The organism is Salinifilum ghardaiensis (assembly GCF_054491345.1).
This window is the reverse complement of sequence record NZ_CM137101.1, coordinates 1887436-1911001: the sequence shown is the minus strand read 5'-3', so window position 1 is coordinate 1911001 and position 23566 is coordinate 1887436. Positions and strand designations below refer to the sequence as shown.

20 protein-coding genes are annotated in these 23566 nt (G+C 73.4%); 7 read left to right on the top strand and 13 right to left on the bottom strand.

From position 1 onward, the window contains the following. The first annotated feature begins 151 nt into the window (after positions 1-151). Both ACVGV0_RS08565 and ACVGV0_RS08560 read left to right on the top strand, forming a co-directional pair. A complete protein-coding gene (locus ACVGV0_RS08565) occupies positions 152-1114 on the top strand; it encodes a pyridoxal-phosphate dependent enzyme (RefSeq protein WP_459159333.1) in 963 nt (320 codons plus the stop codon). A 92-nt stretch (positions 1115-1206) separates the two neighbouring features. Beyond that, the gene (locus ACVGV0_RS08560; protein WP_459159332.1) at positions 1207-2004 is read left to right on the top strand and encodes an IclR family transcriptional regulator domain-containing protein; all 798 of its coding nucleotides are present in this window, start codon (positions 1207-1209) and stop codon (positions 2002-2004) included. A gap of 40 nt (positions 2005-2044) precedes the next feature. Here ACVGV0_RS08560 and ACVGV0_RS08555 read toward each other — a convergent pair whose 3' ends face one another. Then, entirely contained in the window at positions 2045-2920 is an 876-nt protein-coding gene (locus tag ACVGV0_RS08555; RefSeq protein ID WP_459159331.1) for a glycine/sarcosine N-methyltransferase, read from the bottom strand. Between ACVGV0_RS08555 and ACVGV0_RS08550 the strand changes: the two genes are divergently transcribed. Together ACVGV0_RS08550 and ACVGV0_RS08545 are read left to right on the top strand one after the other, a co-directional pair. Then, positions 2919-3116: a hypothetical protein gene (locus tag ACVGV0_RS08550; RefSeq protein WP_459159330.1), complete on the top strand. Its 198-nt coding sequence runs from the start codon at positions 2919-2921 to the stop codon at positions 3114-3116. The genes ACVGV0_RS08555 and ACVGV0_RS08550 overlap by 2 nt on opposite strands. A 388-nt stretch (positions 3117-3504) precedes the next feature. Continuing rightward, entirely contained in the window at positions 3505-5016 is a 1512-nt protein-coding gene (locus tag ACVGV0_RS08545) for an acetyl-CoA hydrolase/transferase family protein (RefSeq protein WP_459159329.1), read from the top strand. A gap of 85 nt (positions 5017-5101) precedes the next feature. Here ACVGV0_RS08545 and ACVGV0_RS08540 read toward each other — a convergent pair whose 3' ends face one another. From ACVGV0_RS08540 to ACVGV0_RS08505, 8 genes are all read right to left on the bottom strand, one after another. After that, positions 5102-6016 carry a PfkB family carbohydrate kinase gene (locus tag ACVGV0_RS08540; RefSeq protein ID WP_459159328.1) on the bottom strand — a complete coding sequence of 305 codons (915 nt, stop codon included), beginning with the start codon at positions 6014-6016 and terminating at the stop codon, positions 5102-5104. Positions 6017-6079: 63 nt separating this feature from the next. Next, positions 6080-10033 carry a HAMP domain-containing protein gene (locus ACVGV0_RS08535; RefSeq protein ID WP_459159327.1) on the bottom strand — a complete coding sequence of 1318 codons (3954 nt, stop codon included), beginning with the start codon at positions 10031-10033 and terminating at the stop codon, positions 6080-6082. A 4-nt stretch (positions 10034-10037) separates the two neighbouring features. Then, the gene (locus ACVGV0_RS08530; RefSeq protein ID WP_459159326.1) at positions 10038-10694 is read right to left on the bottom strand and encodes a response regulator; all 657 of its coding nucleotides are present in this window, start codon (positions 10692-10694) and stop codon (positions 10038-10040) included. A gap of 289 nt (positions 10695-10983) precedes the next feature. After that, positions 10984-11220, bottom strand: coding sequence for a hypothetical protein (locus ACVGV0_RS08525; protein ID WP_459159325.1), 237 nt, complete (start codon positions 11218-11220; stop codon positions 10984-10986). Positions 11221-11499: 279 nt separating this feature from the next. Beyond that, positions 11500-13071 (bottom strand): PrsW family intramembrane metalloprotease, encoded by a 1572-nt coding sequence (locus tag ACVGV0_RS08520; protein WP_459159324.1) that lies wholly within the window; start codon positions 13069-13071, stop codon positions 11500-11502. A gap of 111 nt (positions 13072-13182) precedes the next feature. Then, the gene (locus tag ACVGV0_RS08515) at positions 13183-14604 is read right to left on the bottom strand and encodes an amidase (RefSeq protein ID WP_459159323.1); all 1422 of its coding nucleotides are present in this window, start codon (positions 14602-14604) and stop codon (positions 13183-13185) included. Positions 14605-14659: 55 nt separating this feature from the next. Further along, entirely contained in the window at positions 14660-16153 is a 1494-nt protein-coding gene (locus ACVGV0_RS08510) for a CoA-acylating methylmalonate-semialdehyde dehydrogenase (RefSeq protein WP_459159322.1), read from the bottom strand. Next, positions 16150-17454, bottom strand: a complete 1305-nt coding sequence (locus ACVGV0_RS08505; protein WP_459159321.1) for an aspartate aminotransferase family protein — start codon at positions 17452-17454, stop codon at positions 16150-16152. Before ACVGV0_RS08505 ends, ACVGV0_RS08510 begins: the two co-directional genes overlap by 4 nt. Before the next feature lie 327 nt (positions 17455-17781). Between ACVGV0_RS08505 and ACVGV0_RS08500 the strand changes: the two genes are divergently transcribed. The 3 genes from ACVGV0_RS08500 (at position 17782) to ACVGV0_RS08490 (ending at position 19038) form a co-directional block, all read left to right on the top strand. After that, positions 17782-18498 (top strand): TSUP family transporter, encoded by a 717-nt coding sequence (locus ACVGV0_RS08500; RefSeq protein WP_459159320.1) that lies wholly within the window; start codon positions 17782-17784, stop codon positions 18496-18498. Positions 18499-18613: 115 nt separating this feature from the next. Then, the gene (locus ACVGV0_RS08495) at positions 18614-18826 is read left to right on the top strand and encodes a zinc finger protein (protein WP_459159319.1); all 213 of its coding nucleotides are present in this window, start codon (positions 18614-18616) and stop codon (positions 18824-18826) included. Further along, complete coding sequence (locus tag ACVGV0_RS08490) at positions 18823-19038, top strand: hypothetical protein (protein ID WP_459159318.1); 216 nt, start codon at positions 18823-18825, stop codon at positions 19036-19038. The genes ACVGV0_RS08495 and ACVGV0_RS08490 overlap by 4 nt, the downstream gene beginning before the upstream one ends. A gap of 104 nt (positions 19039-19142) precedes the next feature. Here ACVGV0_RS08490 and egtD read toward each other — a convergent pair whose 3' ends face one another. The 4 genes from egtD to ACVGV0_RS08470 are packed head-to-tail and all read right to left on the bottom strand — an operon-like array spanning position 19143 to position 23553. Beyond that, positions 19143-20114: an L-histidine N(alpha)-methyltransferase gene (gene egtD, locus ACVGV0_RS08485; RefSeq protein ID WP_459159317.1), complete on the bottom strand. Its 972-nt coding sequence runs from the start codon at positions 20112-20114 to the stop codon at positions 19143-19145. Next, positions 20111-20920, bottom strand: coding sequence for an ergothioneine biosynthesis protein EgtC (gene egtC, locus ACVGV0_RS08480; protein ID WP_459159316.1), 810 nt, complete (start codon positions 20918-20920; stop codon positions 20111-20113). Before egtC ends, egtD begins: the two co-directional genes overlap by 4 nt. Positions 20921-20933: 13 nt before the next feature. Continuing rightward, entirely contained in the window at positions 20934-22238 is a 1305-nt protein-coding gene (gene egtB / locus ACVGV0_RS08475; protein ID WP_459159959.1) for an ergothioneine biosynthesis protein EgtB, read from the bottom strand. Positions 22239-22284: 46 nt separating this feature from the next. After that, complete coding sequence (locus ACVGV0_RS08470) at positions 22285-23553, bottom strand: glutamate-cysteine ligase family protein (RefSeq protein WP_459159315.1); 1269 nt, start codon at positions 23551-23553, stop codon at positions 22285-22287. Positions 23554-23566 lie beyond the last annotated feature (13 nt).

The following is a 23566-nucleotide window of genomic DNA, read 5'->3' as shown; positions in this document are numbered from 1 at the left end:
CCGTCGGTTGCGTCTCGCAACGGAATTCCCCGCTCGACCATACGTCCGCGGGACCGGTGCCAGCTCGTCACCCGCGCCGCTCGTCGCCCGTACCGCCACCCGCAGCGGTGGCAGTACGATCAACCGCGGTCGCACCGACGAAAGGAACCCGATGACCGCGGAACTCGCCCCCTCCGACGTGTGCGACGCCGCGCGCCTGCTCTCCCCCGTGGCGCACCGCACACCGGTGGTCACCTCCCGCACGCTCGACGCCCGCGCCGGCGCCGAGGTGCTGCTCAAGTGCGAGAACCTGCAGCGCGCGGGGGCGTTCAAGTTCCGCGGCGCCTACAACGCGATCGCCCGGCTGTCCCCGGAGGAACGCGCCCGCGGTGTCGTGGCCTACTCCTCCGGCAACCACGCGCAGGCCGTCGCGCTGGCCGCGCAGCTGCTCGGCGCCCGCGCGGTCATCGTCATGCCCACCGACGCGCCCGCGGTGAAACGCGCGGCCACCGAGCTCTACGGGGCCGAAGTCGTCGCCTACGACCAGCGCACCGAGGACCGCGACGAGCTGGGGCGCCGCTTGGCGGCCGAACGGGGGCTCACGCTCGTGCCGCCGTTCGACCACCCGCACATCATGGCCGGGCAGGGCACGACCGCGCTCGAGCTGTGGGAGCAGTCCGGCGAGGACCTGGGGGCGGTGCTCGTACCGGTGGGCGGCGGCGGTCTGCTCGCCGGTTGCGCCACGTTCCTCCGCCACGCGCGACCGGACATCCGCCTGATCGGGGTGGAGCCGGACACCGCCGACGACACCCGCAGGTCGTTCGCCGCCGGGGAGCGGGTGGCGATCCCGCGGCCGGAGACCCTCGCGGACGGCCTCGCCGCGCCCACCCCCGGTGCCCGCACCTTCGCCGTCAACCGCGCCCTCGTGGACGAGGTCGTCGTGGTCGGCGAGGACGAGATCCGCTCGGCGGTGCGGTTCGCGTTCGAACGCCTCAAGCTCGCCGTCGAACCCAGCGGGGCCGTCCCGCTGGCTGCCGTGCTCAGTGGACGGTTGGAGCTGCCGCACCGCGTCGGCGTGGTCGTCTCCGGGGGCAACATCGGCACCGAGCAGATCGCCCGGCTCTTCGCCGCGTGAGCCCCGGCCGCGGTCGGGGGCGAACGCGGGCCGCGGTGTTCCGAACCGCCCGCGCGCACGGCGCTCCGAGTAGTCTGGGCCGAGGAGGCACGATGGCACAGCAGCGGGGGGAGCACTTCGTGCGCTCGGTGGACCGGGCGCTGTCGGTGCTCCGCGCCTTCACCCCGGAGCGGCAGGAGATGACGCTGACCGAGGTCTCCCGGGCCAGCGGGCTGGACCGGGCGGGTGCCCGGCGCATCCTGCTGACCCTGGCCGACCTCGGCTACGTGCGCCACGACGGGCGGCACTTCGCGCTGACCTCGCAGGTGCTCGAGTTCGGCCACGCCTACCTGTCGAGCCGTTCGCTGCCGCAGATCGCCGAGCCCCACCTGCGCCGCCTGACCGAGCAGGTGCGGGAGATGTCCGCGCTGGCCGTGCTGGAGGGCGAGGAGATCTGCTACGTCGCCCAGGTGCCCGGCCCGAAACTGCTGTCGGTGACGATCCCGGTGGGCACCCGGTTCCCCGCGCACGCCACGTCGATGGGCAAGGTGCTGCTCTCGGCGATCCCGCCGGAACGCCTGGCGGCGCGGCTGCAGGGCAAGGAGTTCAGCCGGTTCGCCTCCCGCACGGTGACCACGTGGGAGGAGCTGTTCGCCGAGCTCGCCCGGATCCGCAAGCAGGGCCACGTCATCGCCGACAGCGAACTCGAGGACGGGCTGCGCGGGGTCGCCGTGCCGGTGCGCGATGCGGACGGGAGCGTCTGCGCGGCGGCGAACGTCTCCCTCGACGCGAACAGCGCCTCGGTGGAGGACGTGCGCCGCGACGTCGTCCCGCTGCTGGCCGCCACGGCGGCGCGCATCGAGGCGGACCTGCGGATGCGGCCGCGGCGCCCGGCGGACCACGCGCAGTGATCCCGCCGGGCACCGCTCCCCTGTGGCGGGCCCGCCGGCCTCAGTGGCCCGCGAGTTCCTCGCGGTAGGCCTTCTCCGCCACGTGGATGAAGAAGTCCGGTTCCGAATCCGCGTAGGACTCCTGGAAATCGCCGTAGGTGTCGATCCGCTGGAAACCGACGTCGCGCAGCAGGCCGCGCGTGTAGTCCTTGCGCAGCGGGTACATGTTCAGGTGGTACTCGCTGCCGTCGGGGAACCCGTAGCGGTAGCGCGCCAGCCCCTCGTCGACGTGCTCGGGCACGGCCGAGACCTGCTCACCGCAGTAGTAGTAGGTGTGCTCGCTCGTGCCGTCGCCGTCGAGGACGGCGTCGTAGTTGCGCTGGTCGAGGATGAGCACTCCGTCGTGGGCCAGCACGGAGTAGAACTCGGCGAGCGCCTTGCGGCGATCGTGCTCGTCGAACAGGTGCGTGAACGAGTTGCCGAGGCAGAGCACCGCGTCGAACGGGCCGTCCACCTCGCGGCTGAGCCAGCGCCAGTCGGCGTTGACCGTCCGCAGCACCTGACCGCCGTGCTCCATGCCGTTGCGGAACGCCTTGGCCAGCATCTGGGGACTGCCGTCCGCGCTGACCGCGTCGAATCCCGCGTCGAGCAGGCGCACCGAGTGGAACCCGGTGCCGGTGGCCGCGTCCAGCACCCTCCGCGCTCCGCGGGAGCGGAGCTGCTCGATGAAGAACCGGCCTTCGCCGTGCGCCCGACCGCTCCAATCGATCAGGTCGTCCCACTTGTCGACCAGACCGCCGACGTATTCCCGGGCGTAGTGCCCGGTCTCGCGGACCTCCAGCGGATTCGCGCCGAAATCCTGGGACTCCATGGCCAGCGACTCCGCGGCTCCGGTCATCGTTTCGCCGTTGCGCTGGTTCAGGACGTTTTTCGTCATGCTCCGTTTCCTATTTCTGCTCGGGCACCGCGAGGAGGAATGCGCGCATCCCGCGTGGGTCGTTCTTTCTCCACCGCTTTCCGGTGCCGAGCTCGACATTAGGCGGTTCCACCTCGGATTCAAGACCGCGCTGCCGGGCTTCCGGGCGGAATTCGGGGCCGCGTTCCGGAGCGGGTTCGGCGCGCTGCCCGCCTGACCTGGTGCGTCGCCGCGCCGCGCGGTGGCCGCGCTGCCGGCGGAGAAATCCGCGCCGCGTTCGTGCCGCGACCGCTGCTGTCGCTGCGCGAACGGGCCGAATGCGGGAGCGGCCGCCGGCAGGAGCTCTTCCCGGATCGGACCGCCCTCCCCTCTACCGCGTCGTTTCCGCAGGTCATGGACTCGAACACCGACAGGTGCGCGGACCTCCGCGCCCGCTCCGGCACCGGCGACGGGGCGCGAGGTGCTGCGCGTCACAGTTCAACCGCGCACAGCGCGCTCCTACGGTGCTGCGCACACCGCGATCCAGGTCACACGCGGTGAGATGCGGCGGAAGACGACGGGGACCGCACGCGCCCGAGCGCGGTGCGGGCACGCGGGAGGTTTCGATGGAGGAACGGATCCGGAACAGGGCGTTCGCGGCAGCGGTCGTGGAGGCCGACGAGGCCGCGCAGTTGATCGAACCGGGATCGATCGTCGGCATGAGCGGGTTCACCGGCGCGGGCTATCCGAAGGAAGTGCCGCAGGCGCTGGCCAAGCGGATCTCCGCCGAGCACGAGCAGGGCCGCGAGATGCGGATCTCGCTGTGGACGGGTGCCTCCACCGCGCCCGAGCTCGACGGGGCGCTGAGCGAAGTGGACGGCGTCGACCTGCGCATGCCGTACCAGTCGGATCCGGTCACGCGGGAGCGGATCAACACCGGCCGCGTCGACTACGCCGACGTGCACCTCTCCCACGTGGCCGACAACGCCCGGCGCGGCTCGTTCGGCCACCTCGACACCGCGATCATCGAGGTTTCCGGGATCACCGAGGACGGCCGGCTGATCCCCTCCTCCTCGGTCGGCAACAACGCCGCGTGGCTGGCCCTGGCCGAGAAGGTGATCCTGGAGGTGAACTCGTGGCAGAGCGAGCACCTGCGCGGGATGCACGACGTGCTGGACCTGTCCGGTGCGGGCAGGTCGCGGCCCGTCCCGATCGCCACGCCGTCCGATCGCGTGGGCGAGCCCGCGCTGACGTGCCGGCCGGAGAAGATCGCGGCCGTGGTGCGCACGCACTCGCCGGACCGCAACAGCCCGTTCACCCCGCCCGACGCGGTGTCCCAGCGCATCGCCGAGCACGTGCTCGACTTCCTCGACGGCGAGAGGCGCTCCGGACGCCTGCCGCGCAGCCTGTTGCCCCTGCAGTCCGGGGTCGGCAACGTCGCCAACGCGGTCCTGTCCGGTGTGGACTCCGGACCGTTCACCGGCCTGGCCGCCTACACCGAGGTGATCCAGGACGGCATGCTGCAACTGCTCGAATCGGGCACGTTGCGCACCGCATCGGCCACGGCGTTCTCGCTGAGCCCCGCGGCGGTGGACCGGTTCAACCGGGAGGCCGCGGCCTACCGGGACCGGATCGTCCTGCGACCGCAGGAGATCAGCAACCACCCCGAGGTGATCCGCCGGCTGGGCTGCCTGGCGATGAACGGCGCCGTCGAAGCCGACATCTACGGCAACGTCAACTCGACGCACCTCATGGGCAGCCGCGTGCAGAACGGCATCGGCGGGTCCGGGGACTTCGCGCGCAACGCCGCCCTGTCCGTGTTCGTCACGCCCTCGCAGGCGAAAGGCGGTGCGATTTCCGCGATCGTGCCGATGGTCTCGCACGTGGACCACACCGAGCACGACGTCGACGTCCTCGTCACCGAGCAGGGGGCGGCGGACCTGCGCGGCCTGTCACCCCGCGCGCGGGCCCGGCTGATCATCGAGCGCTGCGCCCATCCCGACTTCCGCCCGGCGCTGCGCGACTACCTCCAGCGCAGCCTGCGGAGCTCGTACGGGCTGCACACCCCGCACCTGCTCGACGAGGCGCTGTCGTGGCACCAGCGCTTCGTCCGGACGGGGAGCATGCGGTTCGGTTGACCCGCGAGGGATCCGCGCAGCACCGCACGGCGCCCACCGGGGGAACCCGGACCACCGCTCCGCTCCCGGCGAGCGGTCCGCGGCCTCACATGCCCCGGACGTCCTCGACCCAGGTCCTGGTGCCGACGCGGGTCACCCTGACCGACGCGACGCGGTTGGCCCGGTCGAGCAGTCGCGGCACCTCCTCCCCGGCGGGAACGCGGCCGAGCTCGGCCACGCCGTGGGCGAGAGCGCCGTGCCAGACGTCACCGGCGGCGAGGGTGTCCTGCGGGCTCACCGACGGCGGTTCCACGGTGCCGCTGCGCTCCGGCCCCGACTCGGTGCGGTGCACCCAACTGACCGGTCCGGCTCCGGCCGTGCGGGCGAGCACGCCCACGCCCCGGTCGAGCAGGGCCGCGTCGGTGTCGTCCTGCTCCGGCAGGTCCGGCAGGCGGAACCCCTCGGAGCAGGCGCAGAGGTCGATGTGCGGCAGGAGCTCGTCGAAGACCGGTTTGTAACTGCCCGCGTCGGCCACCACGGGCACCCCGCGGCGCGCGGCGGCGTGCACGGCCTCGCGGGCGAGCTGCGGGTGGTGGCCGTCGATGAGCACCGCGTCGGCCTCGGCGACGGTGCGTTCGGTCTCCGCGGGCGCGGGCAGGTCCACCCCGGCGGCGTTGTGCGAGACGATCGTGCGCTCGCCGTCGCTGTCCCGCACGGTCACGGCGCTCACGGCCGGGGCCTCGTCTCGTTCGGCGGCGGCGTCGAGCAGGGCGACCCCCTGTTCGACGAGGTCATCGCGGGCGAGGGCGGCGAGCGGGTGCCGCCCGAGCCCGGTGAGCAGGGTGGCCCGCCCGCCGAGCGCGGTGACCGCCACCGAGGCGTGGCTGGCCGGACCGCCGGCCGCGGTCTCGACCGATGTGGACTGGGCCTTCTGCCCGAGCCGGGGGTACTCCTCGACCCGCTGGACCAGGTCGACGGTGCACAATCCGACCAGCAGCACTGCGATCCGTTCTCCGGGCATGTTCCCAGTCTGCCTGCCGCCGCCGGGGTCCGTGGCTGCGGCTGTTCACCCCTCGGCGGCAGTTCACTCCGCGGCGGGGTCTTCCGGCGGCAGCTCGGGTTCCGGCGGGGCGGGGCGCGTCCCCGCGCCCAGTCGAGCGGTGAGCAGTTCCACCAGCTGTTCGGGGTCGACCGGCTTCGGCACGAACTCGTCCGCACCGGCCTGCAGGCTGGTGCTCCGGTCGTCCTCGCGGGCCTGGGCGGTCACGGCGACGAGCAGCAGGTCCCGGTACCGGGGGATCTCCCGGACGAGCCGGATGGCGGTGTTGCCGTCCATCTCCGGCAGCATCACATCCATGAGCACCGCGCGCACGTCGTGCTCGCGCTGCAGCGCGGCGAGCCCGGCGGCGGCGGACTCCGCGCACAGCACCCGCAGGCCGTGCCTGCGCAGCAGTGCGGCCGTCGCCTCGGCCCCCCGCGGGTCGTCGTCGACGATGAGCACGGTCTCGCCCTGGAACTGCGCGGGGGACGTCCGCACCGCCGCGTCCGGTTCGGCCTGCGGCCCGGGCGGGTCGATGCCTTCGGCCACCGCGTCCCAGGTCGTCGTGGGGTCGTCCCCGGCGGCGACCCCGGCGGGCTGCTGCGGGATCGCTCCGGCCGGCACCGGCGCTTCGCCCTGCTCCTGCGGCTCCACTTCGGGGGCGGCGGGGAGGTAGAGGGTGAAGGCGCTGCCCTCGCCGTGCCGGCTGTGCACCCGCAGCTCCCCGCCGAGCAGGGCGGTCAGCTCCTGGCTGATGGACAGGCCCAGCCCGGTGCCGCCGTGCCGGCGGGCGGTGGTGCCGTCCACCTGCTGGAAGGCCTCGAAGATCCGCTGCAGCTGCTCGGCCGGGATGCCGATGCCGCTGTCGCGCACCGAGAACGCCACCGGCTCCGCCGCCGCGGTCAGCGCGGTGCCGCCGACCTCCGCGAGCTCGGCGCGGCGCATGCGCAGCTCGACGCTCCCCTCCTCGGTGAACTTGATGGCGTTGGACAGCAGGTTGCGCAGGATCTGCTCCAACCGGCTGTGGTCGGTGCGGATCGTGCCGGGCAGGTCCGCGTCGACGAGCAAGTCGAAGTGCAGCCCCTGCTCCTCGGCCAGCGGCCGGTACAGCGACTCCAGGTGGGGGGCCAGGTCCGCCACGGCCACGTCCTCGATGAGCAGCCGCATCCTTCCGGCCTCCACTTTGGACAGGTCGAGGACGTCGTTGATGAGCGCGAGCAGTTCCGAACCGGCCTGGTGGATGGTCGAGGCGAGCTCGACCTGTTCGCCGGTCAGCGTGCCCTCGCTGTCGTCCGCGAGGAGCTTCGCCAGCAGCAGCACGCTGTTGAGCGGGGTGCGCAGCTCGTGCGACATGTTGGCGAGGAACTCGGACTTGTACGCCGAGGCCTCGGACAGCTGGCGGGCGCGCTCCTCGAGCTCCTGCCGGGCGCTCTCGATCTCCCGGTTCTTCAGCTCGATGTCGGCGTTGCGGCTGGCCAGCAGCGCCGCCTTCTCCTCCAGCTCCGCGTTCGACCGGCGCAGCTCCGACTGCTGCCGCTGCAACTGCTCGGACTGCTGGCTCAGCTCCGCGGCGAGGTGCTGCGACTCGGCCAGCAGCGACTCGGTGCGCGAGTTGACGACGATGGTGTTGACGTCGACGCCGATCGTCTCCTTCAACTGCTCGAGCAGGTCCAGCTGCAGCGGCCCGAACGGGTGGAACGCGGCCAGTTCCACCACGCCCAGCACCTGCTGCTCGAACGGGACCGGCACGACGACCAGGTGGGTGGCCTCCGCACCGCCGAGCCCGGAGCTCACCCGGGGGTACTCCCCCGGCGCGCCGGTGACCACGATGGTGCGGTTGTCCGCCGCCGCCTGCCCCACCAGCGACTCGCCGGCGCGGAACCGCCGGTCGGGCCGGCCCTCGGTGGTGCCGTGGGAGGCGATCTCCCGCCACGAGGGGCTCCCGTCGTGCTGGTCGGTCTCGCCGAGGTAGAACACCCCGCAGGGCGCGTCCAGCAACCAGGCGAGCTCGCCGAGCAGCAGCCGGGCCAGCGTCCGCACGTCCTGCTGGCCCTTCATCAGGGCGGACAGGCGCGCGAAGTTGCTCTTGAGCCAGTCCTGCTCCCGGTTGACCCGAGTGGACTCGCGCAGGTTGTCGATCATCGCGTTGATGTTGTCCTTGAGCACGGCCACCTCGCCGGAGGCCTGCACCGTGATCCGCTGCGTGAGGTCCCCGTTGGTGACGGCCGTGGCGACCCCGGCGATCGCCCGCACCTGGCTGGTGAGGTTGCCGGCCAGGCTGTTGACGCTCTCGGTCAGGCGCCGCCACGTCCCGGACACGTCGGCCACCTCGGCCTGCCCGCCGAGCTTGCCCTCGGTGCCCACTTCGCGCGCCACGCGGGTGACCTCGGCGGCGAACGCGGACAGCTGCCCGACCATCGTGTTGATCGTCGTCTTCAGCTCGAGGATCTCGCCGCTGGCGTCCACGTCGATGCGCCGGGAGAGGTCGCCGCGCGCGACGGCGGTGGTGACCTGCGAGATGTTGCGCACCTGGTTGGTCAGGTTGCGCGCCATGATGTTGACGTTGTCGGTGAGGTCCTTCCACGTGCCGGCGACGTTCGGCACCCGCGCCTGCCCGCCCAGCTTGCCCTCCGTGCCCACTTCGCGCGCCACCTGCGTGACCTGCTCGGCGAACACGCTGAGCGTGTCGACCATGTCGTTGATCGTCTCGACGAGGCTGCCGACCTCGCCGCGGGCGGTGACGGTGCTCTTCTTCGACAGGTCGCCTCCGCCCACCGCCGTGGCCACCCCGCCGATGCTGCGCAGCTGGGCGGTGAGGTTGTCGGCCATGGTGTTGACGTCGTCGGCGAGATCGCGCCACGCCCCCGACAGGCCGTGCACCCTGACCTGGCCGCCGAGCTTGCCCTGGACGCCCAGCTCGCGGGCCAACCGGTCCATCTCGTCGGTGAACGCCGCCAGCTGGTCGATCATGCCGTTGACGGTGTTCTGCAGCACGAGCACCTCGCCGCGGGCGTCGACCGGAACCCGCCCGCCGAGGTCGCCGCCGGCGACGCGGTCGGCCACCTCGGACAGCCCGCGCACGTGCTGGGCGAGGTTGCGCGACATGCCGTTGACGGCCTCGGCGAGATCGTGCCACGCACCGGGTTCCGCGGCGATGTCGACCTGCCCGCCCAGCTGGCCCTCCACGGAGATCTCCCGCGCGACGCGGACGATCTCGCCGTGCACCGAGGACAGCCGGTCCACGGTGGTGTTCACCTGGTGCCGCAGTTCGGCGAACTCGCCGTCGGCCGCGGTGGTCATCCGGCGTCCGAGGTCGCCGGTACCGGCCGTGCGCACGACTTCGGTCGCCTCCCGGACCTGCAGCGTCACGGTCGCGACGAGCTCGTCGACCGATTCGGCCATCTCCCGCCAGCTGCCGGCCAGCCCGGAGGTCTGCAGGCGCCCGCCGAGGCGCCCGTGGTGCCCGGTTTCCACCGCGACGCGCGTCATCTCCCGCGACAGCAGCGACAGCTGGTCGAGCAGCGCGTTCACCTCGGCGCCGAGCTGCCCGAACTCGCCGGGCAAGCCGACGTCCCCGGCGCGGCGGGGCATGCGCTGGGTGAAGTCGCCGCGGGTCATGGCCGTCAGCACCCGGTGCAGCTCCTCCAGCGGTGCGAGCGTCGAGTGCAGCAGTCCGTTGATCGACTGCGCCGCGACCGACCAGCCGCTGTCCGCGGGCGCGGTGAACCCGACCGGGGCGACGGGCCACCGCCCGTCCGCGGCGGCCTCGCTCACCCGGTGCAGCTCGCCGACCAGGTGCTGGTTGCGCTCGGCGAGCGCGTTGAACGCGGTGGCCAGCTCGGCCGGCAGCCCGTCGCCGGAGATCGCGAGGCGCCGGCGGAAGTTCCCGTCGCGCAGATCGGTCAACCCGCCCAGCACCCGGCGCATCGCCGCTTCGGCGGACCGCAGGCGCGCATGCGCGGATCCTTCCGCATCCACGGCCCGCTGCTGCTCGCTCATCTCGTCACCGCTTGTCGCGGGGGTCCCGTTCCAGGCGCAGTTCGGTGGCCAGCACGGCGGCTTCGCTGCGGTGCCGCATCGCCAGTTTGGACAGCATCTGCGAGACGTAGTTCTTGATCGTCTTCTCGGCGAGCTGCATCTCCCGCGCGATCTCGCGGTTGGTGCGCCCGGCTCCGATGTGCTCGAGGACTTCGCGCTCGCGGACCGTCAACCCCCGCAGGGGGTCCGCCTGCTGCTCCTCGCGGCGCAGCATGGCCATCATCGCTTCGGTCCGGCGCGGATCGACGAGCGTGCGGCCCGCGCCGACGCTGCGGATGGCGTCGAGGAGTTCGGTGCCGACGACCCCCTTGAGCACGAAACCGGCCGCACCCGCCAGCACGGCGTCCATCAACGCCTCCTGGTCGTCGTAGGAGGTCAGCATCAGGCACCGCAGCGAGGGGATCCGCGAGCGCAGTTCCCGGCACAGCTCGACACCGTTGCCGTCGCGCAGGCGCACGTCGAGCACGGCCACCTCGGGGGAGAGCTGCTCCGCCCGCGCGAGCGCCTCCCCCGCGGAGGCCGCCTCGCCGACCAGGTCGAGATCAGCGGTCCCGCCGATCATCGCGGCGATGCCGCGCCGGATCACCTCGTGGTCGTCGACGACGAATACGCGCGTTCCCATCCTCACCTCACGCCGAGGCCTCACGCCGAGGCCTCCCGTCGGGGCGCACCGCTGCCGCGCCACAGGGCGGACGCGCCGGTCCCAGCTGCGCGGCTTCCCGTTCCTGTTGTAGCGCACCGCGCGCGGCGAAGGCGCGTTTGCGCTGATCAAACGGGTAGTGCAACTCGAACGAGTGAAATCTCGGCGTGCTCCGCCCGCACCGCGCGAACCGGTGCGCCGCCGGCTGCGGGCACGGCCGGCGACACCCGGTTCCCGCCACCCCGAGCTGGCGACTCCGGACCCGTGCGCGTCAGTAGCGGCGCATGAACCGGTCGAAGGTCGTGTTCGCCGCACCCCAGTCCGCCGTGATCAACTCGGTCGTCTCACCGCCGGCGGGCTCGGCGTCGACGGTGACCACGAAGCCCGGCTCGGACACCCGGCGGCGCAGTTGCACCAGCCGCCCGCCCGCCGAGCGGCCGACCCGCTGCCCGCGGTCGCGCGTTGCGCTCTCGCCCGGTGCGAGCTCGGTCGCCGCGTTCTCCGCCATGGGTCCGTTGTAGCGCACGCGCGGTCGCCGGCACAGGGGACCCGGAGCGATTCGGCATCCTCCGAGCGAGTTAGGGGCCGCGCGGATTGGGCGGCCATGTGCTCGACCGCACCGGCCCGCGCGGCCGCTCGTCCCTGAACGGGCGCCGCGGAGACGTGCGGGCGGCGACCGCCGGGGGACCAGCCGACGAGTTCGGCGGTCGAGCGGCGTTCGGGGAAGCGGAGCCCTGCACGCCGCGGGGACTCGCGCTCGAGTTCCGCGGAACTCGGCTCGCCGGTCTCAGCCTCGCGGCGGCCCCTGCTGGGGCCCCTGCGGAGGCCCCTGCGGAGGGGGACCCGGGGGCCGCTGGCCCTGCGGCGGACCTGGGGACGGCGGCCCCTGCTGAGGCGGCCCCTGCTGGGGTGGTCCCTGCTGGGGTGGTCCCTGCGGGGGCCGGCCGCCCGGCGCCTGCGGTGGCGGCCCGCTGCCGCCTGCTCCCGGGGAGTGCCCCGGTGCCGGCGGCCGGGGGCCCGGTTGCCCCCGGGGAGCGTGCCCGGGCGCCTGCGGCGGGGCGGGTCGCCGCCCTCCCGGCGCGACCGGCTGCTGCGCGGCGGCAGGTTGGCCCACGGGCGGGCTCGCCGGGGCCTGCCGGTAGCTCGGCATCTCGCTGCGCTGCAGCTGCGCCGGCAGCGCGACGAATCCGGACTGCTCCCCGCGCGGAGTCCAGGAGGGGGCGGAGGCGCTCGGCACCCGGCGGAAGAACGCGTCGCGGGCCACGCGCATCAGCCCGAGGATCGCGTCGCGCCGGGCGTAGAACGGCTGCGCGTCGATCGTGCGGCGGCGCGCGTGGTCGTGCAGCAGCGCCAGCTCGGTGGCGGCCAGCTGGTAGTCGGCCATCGCCCGGGCACCGTTGACCCCCGCCTGCGTCCGCGCCCAGCGGCGCGCCTTGCGCCGCTCCGGCAGGCTGCAGAGCATGCGCACGTCGTTGGGCTGCACGAGCCCGCTGGGCACGTACGGCGGCAGGTAGGTGCCGATCTTGCCGATGGTGCGCTTGCGGTCGACGACCACGACGACGACCAGCCCCACGAGCACCAGCGCCAGGAACAGGTACGCCAGCACCATCCCGACGAGGCCGAGCAGCGTGACCCCGCCGTTCCACAGCGCGTGCAGGAACACGGCGCCGACCCAGCCGCCGATCACCGCGAACGCGCCCCCGGCGCCGCGGTTCTTGGCCGCGTAGGCCACGCCGAGCCCGATCATCGCCGTGTACATCGGGTGCCCCAGCGGGGAGATCACCCCGCGCATGAGCACGGTGATCAGCACGTCCTGCCCGGATTCGGCGAGGCCGCGCATGTAGTACAGGATGTTCTCGACCAGGGCGAAGCCGAGGCCGCACATCCCGGCGTAGACGATGCCGTCGGTCGGCCCGTCGATCTCCTGGCGCCGCACCCACAGCAGGTACAGCAGCAGGGCGCCCTTGAAGCTCTCCTCGACGACGGGCGCGACCAGCGCACTGCTGAACAGCTCCGACCACGCCCCGAACGCCGGCTGCGCGAGGATCCCCACCGTCGTGTTCACCACGAGCGCACCGAGCACGGCCACCCCCGCGCCCCAGGCGAAGGACAACCACAGGTTCAGCTGCGGTTCCGGTTCCAACCGGTCGATGAGCAGCAGCAGCCCGCAGCAGACGACCGCGGTCGGAACGGCCAGCAGCGTGCCCACGGCGACGTTCACCGGCCCGCCCCGCAGCAGGTAGTACGCCAGGGCCAGCAGCAGGCACGCACCGGAGATGATGAGGCCGACGATCAGCGCCACCGGCGCGCGCTGCGGATTGCGACCGTCGAGGATCGACTGCGGGCTGAACACGGGCATGCCGGAGAGGGTAGGAGACGCCTCCCCGCCCGTGGTTCCGAATCGGCGCACTCGGCGCCTGAGATCCACGTCATGCGCCGCCGAGCAGCCGCGCGGCGGCACCGCACCGGATCACAGGGCGGGACGGTGGTTCTCGGTGTAGGCCCACGGCCGGATCCGCTCGAGTTCCTTGCCGAGGCGGAACACGGCGGCATCCGCGTGGGGGCGGCCGACGATCTGCACCCCGGTGGGCACGCCGGTGCTCGCGTGCCCGCTGGGCACCGCCAGCACCGGGCACCGGTTGGCGATGTTGAACGGAGCGGCCATGGTGGCCTCGATGTGGTCGGCGAAGCGCACACCGTCCACTTCGAACCCGCCGGCGAGGTCGTCGCCGGCCGGGAAGGCGGGCACACCTGCCGTGGGGCACAGCAGCACGTCGTAGTCCTGCAGCGTCTCGGCGAGCTGGCGCTGCACCCGCGCTTCGATCGCGAGGCCCCGCGGCACGCTGGTGCTGCGGGCGGCCTGCTGCATGGATTCGAGGAACCGCGCGGTGTAGGGGGCGACCCGGTCCTCCTGGCCGGAGACCTGCTCGGCCACGAACGCGCCGAAGAACCGGGAGAAGTGCGCCGCGGTGGCGTAGGTGATCTCCTCGCGCCGCCACGGCAGCGTCACTTCCTCGACCAGCACGCCGGCCTGCTCCAGCGCCGCGGCGGTGGCCCGGGTGTTCGCCGCCACCTCCGGTGTGACCGGGTAGTCGCCCACGGTTTCGCACACCGCCACCCGCATGCCCGCGGCCGGCGGGTGCTCGAGGGGCAGTTCCTGCCGCGGAAGCGAGGCGTGGTCGCGCGGATCCGGTCCGATGAGCGCGTTGGCGAACAGGATCGCGTCGTCCACGGTGCGCGCCAGCGGGCCGTCGCCGCGGTAGTAGTCGGCCGACAGCGGGGGTTTGCCGGGGATTCTGCCGTAGGGGGCCTTGTAACCGACCAGGCCGGTGAACGCCGCGGGCACCCGGGTGGACCCCGCGATGTCCGAAGCGGAGGCCAGCGTGGTCGTTCCCGCGGCCAGGGCCGCGGCCGATCCGCCGGAGGATCCGCCGGGGCTGTACTCCCGGTTCCACGGGTTGCGGGTCACACCCCACAGGGGACCGTGGGTGAAGGTGGCGATGCTGAACTCGGGAGTGGTGGTGCGCGCGTGCACGATCCCGCCCGCCTGCTCGATGCGGTCGACGACCGGGGCGTTCTCCTCGGCAACGGCGTCGGCGAACAGCACCGATCCTTCGCTGAGCGAGTAGCCGGCCAGCGCGTGCTTCTCCTTGGCCGCCACCGGGATCCCCTCCAGCGCGCGCGGCGCGGGCCCGGTTCCGCGGAACCGGGCTTCCGCGTCGCGCGCCTGCCAGCGGGCCCGCGCGTACAGGCGCTCGGTGAACGCGTTGACCTGCGGCTCGACCTCGTCCGCCCGTTCGATCAGGGCGTCCAGCAGTTCCACGGGGGACAACTTGCCCGCCCGGAACAGCACCGCGGCCTCCGCCGCGCTCAGGTAGCACAGGTCGTTCATCGCGACACCTCACGTCGTTCCGGGCGCACCGCGCACCGCCGGCCTGCGGCTCGGGTCAGGAGTTGCGGGGGAAACCGAGGTTCACCCCGCCCTGCGAGGGGTCCGGCCAGCGCGTGGTGACCACCTTGTTGCGGGTGAAGAAGTGGATTCCCTCCGGACCGTAGGCATGGGTATCACCGAACAGCGACTCCTTCCAACCGCCGAACGAGTACTGCGCCACCGGAACCGGGATCGGCACGTTCACCCCGACCATCCCGACTTCGACCTCCTCGGCGAACTCCCGTGCCGCACCGCCGTTCTCGGTGAACACGGCCGTGCCGTTGCCGTACGGGTTGCCGTTGAGCACGTCGAGGGCTTCGCGGTAGGAGCCCGCGCGCAGCATCGACAGGACGGGACCGAAGATCTCGTCGGTGTAGACGGACATGTCGGTGCGCACGTGGTCGAACAGGGTCGGGCCGAGCCAGAACCCCTCGGCGGCGCCGTCGGCCCGGCAGTTGCGCCCGTCCACGACGAGCTCGGCCCCCGCGCGCACCCCGGAGTCGACGTAGGACGCGACCCGGTCCCGGTGCGCCGCGGTGACCAGCGGGCCCATGTCGCAGCCGCGCCGCCCGTCGCCGACGCGCAGCTTGTCCATCCGCTCGCTGATCTTGGCCGCCAGCTCGTCCCCGACCGGGTCGACGGCCACGACCGCGGACACGGCCATGCACCGCTCCCCCGCGGAGCCGAACCCCGCGTTGACGGCCGCGTCCGCGGCGAGCTCCAGGTCGGCGTCGGGCAGCACGACCATGTGGTTCTTCGCCCCGCCGAGCGCCTGGCACCGCTTGCCGCGGGCCGTGGCCGTTTCGTACACGTACCGGGCGACCGGGGTCGACCCCACGAACGAGATCGCCCCGACCTCGGGGTGCTCCAGCAGCGCGTCGACGGCGACCTTGTCCCCGTGGACCACGTTGAACACGCCGTCGGGCAGCCCCGCCTCCCGCCAGAGCCGCGCCAGCAGCACCGACGCCGAGGGGTCCTTCTCGCTCGGCTTGAGCACGACGGCGTTGCCGCAGGCGATCGCGGTCGGGGCGAACCACAGCGGCACCATCGCCGGGAAGTTGAACGGGGAGATCACGCCGACCACGCCGACGGGCTGGCGCACCGAGTGCACGTCCACCCCGGTGGAGGCGTTCCCGGAGAACTGCCCCTGCAGCAGGTTCGGGATGCCGCAGACGTACTCGACGTTCTCCAGGCCGCGCTGCACCTCGCCGGCGGCGTCCTCGAGCACCTTGCCGTGCTCGGCGGTGATCAGCTGCGCCAGTTCCTCGCGGTGCCGGTGCACGAGCTCGCGGAAGGCGAACAGCACGTTCGCCCGCCGGGACAGCGAGCTCCTGCGCCACTGCTCCAGCCCCTCCTGCGCGCTCCGGACCGCGGCTTCCACGTCGGACTCCGCGGCGAACGCGACGCGCCCGGCGACCTGCCCGGTCGCCGGATCGTGGACGTCGCCGCCGCGCTCACCCGCACCCGCGGTCCCCTGCCCGCCGATCCAGTGACTGATCTGCTCGGTCATGCGTCCCCTTCCTGCTCCACCTGCGCGATCGACTCGCGCAGCACCTGCAACGCCTGCTGCACCTCGTCCTCGGTCACCGTCATCGGCGGGGCGATGCGCAGCGTGTTGCCGTAGAGCCCGCCCTTGCCGACGAGCAGGCCGCGGTCCTTGGCCAGCTCCAGCACGCGACCGGCCGCGGCGGGCGCGGGCCGCCCGGAGGGCTGGACGAGCTCCACCCCGGCCATGAGCCCCTTGCCGCGCACCTCGCCGATGACCGGGTGCGCCGCGGCCGCTTCCCGCAGCCCGTCGAGCAGCTGCGCGCCCAGCTTGTCGGCGCGGGACTGCAGGTCGTGCTCCACGATGTAGTCCACCGTGGCCTTCGCCGCCGCCGTGGCCACGGGATTGCCGCCGAAGGTGGAGATCGAGTTGGCGCTCAGCCCGTCCATCAGCTCCGCTTCGGCGACCACACCGCCGATGGCCATGCCGTTGCCGAGGCCCTTGGCGAAGGTCATGGCCGCGGGTGTGACACCGTGCGCCTGGATCCCCCAGAAGTGCGTCCCCGTGCGCCCCCAGCCGGTCTGCACCTCGTCGGAGATGAGCGGAATCCCGTGCTCGGCGAGCACGTCGGCGTAGGCGCCGAACAACCCGTCGGGCGGGGTCGCGAACCCGCCGACGCCCTGCACCGGTTCCACGATCATGCAGGCCACGTCGCCGGCGGTCTCGGTCGCCAGCACCTCGCGCAGGTCCTCGGTGCACGCGGCGATGTAGTCCTCGTCCGAGTATCCGCGGAACACGCTGCGGTAGCGGTACCCGCCGTGCGCGTAGTGCACCTTGACCGGCGACAGCGAGCTCGCCGCCCAGCCGCTGTTGCCGGTCACGCCCATCGTGGCGAACGCGCGGCCGTGGTAGGAGTTGCGCAGGGCCAGCACCTGGTTGCTGCGCCGGTGCTGGGTCGCCAGCAGCAGCGCCGTCTCGTTCGCCTCGGTCCCGGAGTTGGTGAAGAACACCTTCGGGTTGCGCAGCCCGGAGAGCTCGGCGATCCGCTCGGCCAGCTCCACCTGGTTGCGGATGAGGTACAGCGTCGACGTGTGCAGCACCCCGGTGTCCACCTGCCGCCGGACGGCCTCGCTGATCTCCGGGATGTCGTAGCCGACGGCGTTGGTGAGGATGCCTGCGAAGAAGTCGAGGTAGGTCGTGCCGTCGCCGTCGGTGACGTGCCTGCCCCGCCCGGAGGCGATCTCGATCGGCTCGTCGTAGTACAGCGACAGCCAGCTCGGCAGCACGGCGCGGTGCCGTGCCAGCAACTCGGATTGCTCGCTCATGTCGTCCCCTCCGGCGGACACCGTTGAACACTGCGCCGCCCAGTCTCGCCGACACGGCTCCGCGGGGCCATGGTTCCGCCGCGTCCCGGTGCGGATCCATCCTGGCATTCGTCGAACACCGATTCGACCTCCGCGCTCGCGCTCCACACGTCCGGGTGATCACGACCGCAGCTGCAGGACCCGGCTCCGGGCTCCGCGGCGAGGAGTGGCACGGCGCACGTACGCGCTCACCGCACCGCCAGGCGCAGTACGGTCGCACCGGCCCCGGCGAGCGGGGCCCGGCGCGGCCCGCGAGCGGCCGGCCGCGGTGCGTCGAGAGGAGGCTCGGTGACGCTGGCCGCCTTCGGTCTCGCCGCCGCGGTGATCTTCCTCGGGGCCGTGATCCAGGGGGTCGTCGGCCTGGGGATGAACCTGCTGGCGGCTCCGCTGCTGGCGCTGGTCGACCCGGCGCTGGTGCCGGTTCCCCTGCTCATCCTCGCCTTCGTGCTGTCGTTCCTGGCGCTGCGCCGCGAGTCGGGGTACGCCGACTGGCGCGGCATGCCGTTCGCCGTGCTCGGCCGCGTACCGGGCGCGGCCGTGGGCACGGCGGCGGTGGCGCTGCTGCCGCGGCGGTCCTTCGCCGTGCTCGTCGGCGTGTTCGTGCTGGCGTGCGTGCTCGCCTCGGTGTGGACGTGGCAGCCGCGGCCCACCCGCCCCGCCCTGCTCGCCGCCGGCTTCCTCGGCGGGGTCGGCGGCACGGCGGCCTCGATCGGCGGACCGCCGGTGGCGGTGCTGTACCAGCACGAGGAGGGCCCGCGGGTCCGGGCGACGATGGCCTGCTACATGCTCTTCGGAGGGGCGGTGTCGCTGGCCGGCCTGGGCATCGGCGGGCAGATCGGCCCCTCCGAGCTGACGACGAGCCTCGGTCTGGTGCCGTTCATGGCGCTGGGGTTCCTGCTGTCCACACCGCTGCGGGGACGCGTCGACGCGGGGTGGACCCGGCCCGCTGTGCTGGGGCTGTCCGCGGCCAGCTCGGTGCTCCTCATCGTCCGCTCCCTGCTCTGACCGCGGGCGCGCCGCCCGGGTTCCCCGCGCATCGTTCCTTCGATCGAGTTACTTTCGCGCGGAATCCGTCATCGGCGCGCCCCGCTGCGGTCACCCTCGCAGGAGGTGATCACCGATGGGACAGCGAACACCCCGCTGGCGGCCTGCCGAACGGTACCGGCACGCCGTGCTCGGGCCGACCAGCCCGGCCACCACCAGCGTCGCCACCCTGTGCGCGCGCACGGTGCTCCCCGCGCGGGACGGCCGTTCCTGGATGTGGCCCACCTGCCCGGAGTGCATGCGCGCGGCGAACCCGTTACCGCTGACGACGACCTGGGGGCTGTCATGACCGAGACGATCGCCGTGCGCTACGCCGCGGGCGTGGTGGGCGAAGCGCAACGCCTGGTGCACATGGCCGACGCGCCGACCGCGGACGAGCCGCCGCAGCACTGGCTCACCCTGTGCGGCGAGGAGATCCCGGCCGAGCTGGCCGAGGTGTCGCAGGAACCGCTCGGCATGCCCTGCATGGGCTGCCTCTCCCGCATCGGCCCCGCGCAGTGACGTCCGCCCGGGCGGCGGGCCCGGCAGCACCGCCGCGGTGCGCGCGCACCGCGGGTCACCGAATCGCGCTCCACCCGACCCGGGCTTCCGCTCGAGCCGGACGTCTACTCGAGCCGGGCCAGCGTCACGGCGAAATCGCCCGCGGCGTCGCACCACTGCCGGACGGTGCGGAAACCGGCCTCGGCGAGCTCGGCGCGCACCGAACCGGTGCGGAACTTCGCCGAGATCTCGGTGTGCAGCTCCTCGCCCGCGGCGAAGCGCACGGGCAGGTCCAGCGCGGAGAGCCTCGTCGCTGCGGGTTCGCGCGCCCGCAGCTGCATCTCCATCCGCTCCTGCTCGGCGTTGAACCGGGCCACGTGGTCGAAGTTCGCCACCGGCAGGTCCCCGCCGAGCTCCCGGTTGAGCACGTGCAGCACGTTCCGGTTGAACTCCGCGGTGACGCCCTGCGCGTCGTCGTAGGCGGCGACGAGCCGCTCCGGGGACTTCACCAGGTCCGTGCCGATGAGCAGCCACTCCCCCGGGCGCAGCGCCGCGCGGACCGCGGCGTGGAACACGGCGCGCTCCTCCGGCAGGAGGTTGCCGATCGTGCCGCCGAGCAGCGCCACCATCCGCGCGGGCTCGCCGGGGAGCGCGATCGTCCCGGCGGTGAAGTCGTCGACGACCGCGCGGATGTGCAGCTGCGGGTACTCGGCGGCCAGCGCGGCCGCCGCCTCCCGCAGGGCGGACTCGGACACGTCGACCGGCGCGAACGTGCGCAGCGTGCCCTGCTTGTGCAGGGCGTCCAGCAGCAGCCGGGTCTTGGCCGAGGACCCCGATCCCAGCTCCACCAGGGTGCCCGCTTCGGTGAGCTCGGCGAGCTCGGCGGAGCAGGACTGCAGGATCTCGTGCTCGGCCCGGGTGGGGTAGTACTCCGGCAGCTCCGTGATGCGCTCGAACAGCTCGCTGCCCCGCTGGTCGTACAGCCACATCGGCGACAGCCACTTGGGGTCGGCGCGCAGTCCCCGGTCGGCTTCCGTGCGGAGCCGCCGCGTCGCCTCCTCCGGGGTGAACCGCACGGCGATTTCGGGCTCGTTCATGCTGTGCTCGCCTTTCGTCGGTGATCCGCGCGGGCCGCCGGCGCGCCGGGTTCCGGGGCCGCGGGCAGGGGTTGGACCGTCGTGCGGTGCCGGTCCGCGAGGACGAGGCTGCCGTCCGGCACCTCCGACCAGGCGGTCGTCCCGCCGTCGAGCGCGAAGGGCTCGGAGGAGACCAGCGCGGCGTTCCCGCCGCGGCCGGTCCACAGGCTGTGCGACCAGGTGGTGGCGATGATCCGCTCCCCGTCGGTCAGCAGCAGGTTCAGCCGCGACTCCGGGGCCCGGTCGGCGACGTCCCGGACGGTGCCGACCACGACCGACACCGGGTCGCGCCCCTCGGCCAGCCGCGCACGCACCAGGGCCCACAGGAAGGCCGAGTCGGTCGGCGCGTCCATGGTCAGCAGTCGTGTCGCGTCGAGGCCGCCGGCCAGGTCGGTCACGGCACCGGGCCAGCCGGCGATGCGCCCGTTGTGGCTGAACAGCCACGTGCCGTCGGCGAACGGGGCGCAGGCGGTGTGCGTGGTGGCCATGCCCGGCGTCGCCGAGCGCACCGCGGCGAGGAACGCGCTCGCGCGCAGCGAGCCCGCCCGGTGCAGGAAGTCCGAGTCCGCCCACATCGGGTGAACGGAGCGGTAGCGCACCTGCTCGCCGCGCTGCCACCACCCCGCCCCGAACCCGTCGGCGTTGATCGTGCCGCCGCCGCGCATGTCCCGCGGCGCCCAGGTCTGCTCGAGCAGTCCCCGCTCCGGTTCGCTGATCACGCCGGCGAGCGCGACCGGTTCGCCCACGTAGGCCAGGTGTCGGCACATGCGCCCGCCCCCGTCAGTCCGCTCGGACGTCGCGGGCGCAGCGGAAACCGGCGAAGATCTGGCGGCGGACCGGGAAGTCCCAGTTGCGGAACGTTCCCCGGCAGGCGGCCGCGTCCGTGCCGAACGACCCGCCGCGCAGCACCTTGTGCTCGCTGCCGAAGAACACCTCCGAGTACTCCCGGTACGGGAAGGCCGCGAATCCCGGGTACGGGCGGAAGTCCGAGGCCGTCCACTCCCACACGTCGCCGATGAGCTGGTGCGCCCCGCACGGGGCCGCGCCGGCGGGGTAGGCGCCGACCGGCGCCGGGGACAGGTGGCGCTGGCCGAGGTTGGCGTGCTCCGGCCCGGGGTCCTCGTCGCCCCACGGGTACCGCATCGAGCGACCCGTGCGGGGGTCGCAGCGCGCCGCCTTCTCCCACTCGGCTTCGGTGGGCAGCCGCTTGCCCGCCCACGCCGCGTACGCCTCGGCCTCGTGGTGGGACACGTGCACGACGGGTTCCTCCGGCCGCACCGGTTCGACGCGGCCGAACCGCCGGCGCACCCACCGGTCGCCGTCGCGCCTCCAGAACAGCGGAGCGGCCAGCTCCGCCCGCTGCCGGTAGGCCCAGCCCGCTTCGCTCCACCACCGGGGCTGGTCGTAGCCGCCGTCGGCGATGAACTCCGCGAACCGGGCGTTGGTCACCGGCGCGGCGTCGAGCCGGAAGTCGCCGACGTGCACCTCGTGCGCGGGACGCTCGTTGTCCAGCGCCCACGGTTCGGTGCTGGTGCCCATGGTGAAGGCCCCGCCGGGAACGAGCACCTCCGCGGGCACCTCGGCCGCGGCCGGTTCCGGCGGCGCCGGCGCGTGCAGCGCGGGCGGGCCGGAGCGCAGCTGGTGCGTGGCGAGCATCGTCTCGTCGTGCTGCTGCTCGTGCTGGACGATCATGCCGAAGGCGAAGGCCTCCCGGACGAGGTCCCGCCCGGACAGCGGGCTCCGGTCGAGCACGTCGAGGACCTTCTCGCGCACGGTACCGATGTACGAGCGGGCCTCGCCGGGGCCGAGCAGCGGCAGCTCGGGGCGCTGGTTGCGCGGGTGCTGGAACGCGTCGTAGAGGTCGTCGATGTCCGGGCGCACCGGAGCGATGCCGCCGACGTCGCGCACGAGCCAGATCTCCTCCTGGCTGCCGACGTGCGCGAGGTCCCACACCAGCGGGGACATCAGCGGCGAGTGCTGCCGCACCAGTTCGCCGTCGTCGACCGCGTCCGTCAGCTCGGCGCTGCGCTGCCGGGTGCGGGTCATCTCGGTGGCGACGCGCTCCTTGAGCCGCCCGCTCGTCATGTCGTCCACAGTGGACACCCCTGCTCTCGGTCGCTCTCGATCGCCCTCAGCACCGCGCCGCCGCGCACCGCCCGGCGACGAACGTCGCCAGCCGGCGGGTGAGGGCTTCCACACCTTCCATTTCGGACAACCTGCGCCAGGCGAGGTGCAGCACCGGGCGCGCCAGCCGCGCCAGCACCGGGTCGGCGAGGCCGTCGCGCGCGGCTTCGGTCCACCGCCCCTCGGCGGGAGCGGTGAGCTCGCGCACGGCGTCGACGGTGCTCTCCTCGCGGAACAGCGCCGCCAGCACGGCCACCGGCAGCATCCAGTCGTGCGCGGGCTGGGCGTCGAGGTAGCGGACCTCGAAGTAGCCGTGCGGCCGCACCGGGGGGAACACGGTGGTCAGGTGGTAGTCGAGGTCCTCCGGCGTGGGCTCGCGGTCGAGCCCGGCGCGGTCGGGACCCATCCACTCCGCGAGGCTGACGCCCGCGGGCGCGCGCCAGTCGCCGCTGTCGCGGCGGACGCAGGTGAGCTCGGTGTCGAGCATCCGCCGCGCCCAGTCGCGGGCGGGCTGCGCGGTCAGCCGCTCCGGCGGGCCGTCCCGGGAGGGGTTCATCCGCAGCAGCGACCGCATCCGCGTCGACGCCCACCCGGTGCGGGCGCGGTGCAGGCGCGGCGAGTTGGAAAACGCGGCGATGAGCACCGGCCCGAGCGTGTGCAGCGCGGCCCACCGGGCGGCCGAGCGGTGCTGCTCCCCCACGTCCAGGCACACGTGGATGCCGGCGGTGCCGTGCATCATGAGCCGCCCGTGGCGGCCGACGCGGTCGAACGTGGTCGCCAGCGCCACGTACCGCGGTGCGCGCAGCACGGCGCGCGGCAACCGCCAGGCGTCCATGGCCTCGTCGGCCATGGCCAGGTCGCAGCGGGCGAGCCGCTCGCGGAGGTAGGCGGCGTCGGCGGCGACGCGGGTGAGCAGTTCCCCCAGGTCGGTGGCCGGCGTGCTGGAGATCTCGACCTGACCGCCGGGCTCGAGGGTGAGGGTCGAGCCGTGCGGCAGCGGCCGGTGCGGGCTGTCGGCGACGAGCACCGCGGGCGCGTGCGGACCGAGGGAGGTGGCCAGCGCCGCGGCGTCGAGCGGCCGCCGCGGGTCGCTCCGGTGGTGGACGAGCCACTCGAGCTCGACGCCGAGCAGCCTGGGCGGCCCGTGCCGGAAGCTGGCCCCGGCGATGCGCTCCTCGGCTGCGCCCCGGTCGTGGACGACCGCACCGGCGGGATCCGAGGTGCGCGGCACCGGCACCACGTGCCGGTCGGTCTGCTGCCCGGTGGATACGGCCATGCGGTCACCGCCA

Coding starts and splice junctions, on each gene's coding strand:
- ACVGV0_RS08565 (WP_459159333.1), top strand. CDS start 152: ATGACCGCGGAACTCGCCCCCTCCGACGTGTGCGACGCCGCGCGCCTG.
- ACVGV0_RS08560 (WP_459159332.1), top strand. CDS start 1,207: ATGGCACAGCAGCGGGGGGAGCACTTCGTGCGCTCGGTGGACCGGGCG.
- ACVGV0_RS08550 (WP_459159330.1), top strand. CDS start 2,919: ATGCTCCGTTTCCTATTTCTGCTCGGGCACCGCGAGGAGGAATGCGCG.
- ACVGV0_RS08555 (WP_459159331.1), bottom strand. CDS start 2,920: ATGACGAAAAACGTCCTGAACCAGCGCAACGGCGAAACGATGACCGGA.
- ACVGV0_RS08545 (WP_459159329.1), top strand. CDS start 3,505: ATGGAGGAACGGATCCGGAACAGGGCGTTCGCGGCAGCGGTCGTGGAG.
- ACVGV0_RS08540 (WP_459159328.1), bottom strand. CDS start 6,016: ATGCCCGGAGAACGGATCGCAGTGCTGCTGGTCGGATTGTGCACCGTC.
- ACVGV0_RS08535 (WP_459159327.1), bottom strand. CDS start 10,033: ATGAGCGAGCAGCAGCGGGCCGTGGATGCGGAAGGATCCGCGCATGCG.
- ACVGV0_RS08530 (WP_459159326.1), bottom strand. CDS start 10,694: ATGGGAACGCGCGTATTCGTCGTCGACGACCACGAGGTGATCCGGCGC.
- ACVGV0_RS08525 (WP_459159325.1), bottom strand. CDS start 11,220: ATGGCGGAGAACGCGGCGACCGAGCTCGCACCGGGCGAGAGCGCAACG.
- ACVGV0_RS08520 (WP_459159324.1), bottom strand. CDS start 13,071: ATGCCCGTGTTCAGCCCGCAGTCGATCCTCGACGGTCGCAATCCGCAG.
- ACVGV0_RS08515 (WP_459159323.1), bottom strand. CDS start 14,604: ATGAACGACCTGTGCTACCTGAGCGCGGCGGAGGCCGCGGTGCTGTTC.
- ACVGV0_RS08510 (WP_459159322.1), bottom strand. CDS start 16,153: ATGACCGAGCAGATCAGTCACTGGATCGGCGGGCAGGGGACCGCGGGT.
- ACVGV0_RS08505 (WP_459159321.1), bottom strand. CDS start 17,454: ATGAGCGAGCAATCCGAGTTGCTGGCACGGCACCGCGCCGTGCTGCCG.
- ACVGV0_RS08495 (WP_459159319.1), top strand. CDS start 18,614: ATGGGACAGCGAACACCCCGCTGGCGGCCTGCCGAACGGTACCGGCAC.
- ACVGV0_RS08490 (WP_459159318.1), top strand. CDS start 18,823: ATGACCGAGACGATCGCCGTGCGCTACGCCGCGGGCGTGGTGGGCGAA.
- egtD (WP_459159317.1), bottom strand. CDS start 20,114: ATGAACGAGCCCGAAATCGCCGTGCGGTTCACCCCGGAGGAGGCGACG.
- egtC (WP_459159316.1), bottom strand. CDS start 20,920: ATGTGCCGACACCTGGCCTACGTGGGCGAACCGGTCGCGCTCGCCGGC.
- egtB (WP_459159959.1), bottom strand. CDS start 22,238: ATGACGAGCGGGCGGCTCAAGGAGCGCGTCGCCACCGAGATGACCCGC.
- ACVGV0_RS08470 (WP_459159315.1), bottom strand. CDS start 23,553: ATGGCCGTATCCACCGGGCAGCAGACCGACCGGCACGTGGTGCCGGTG.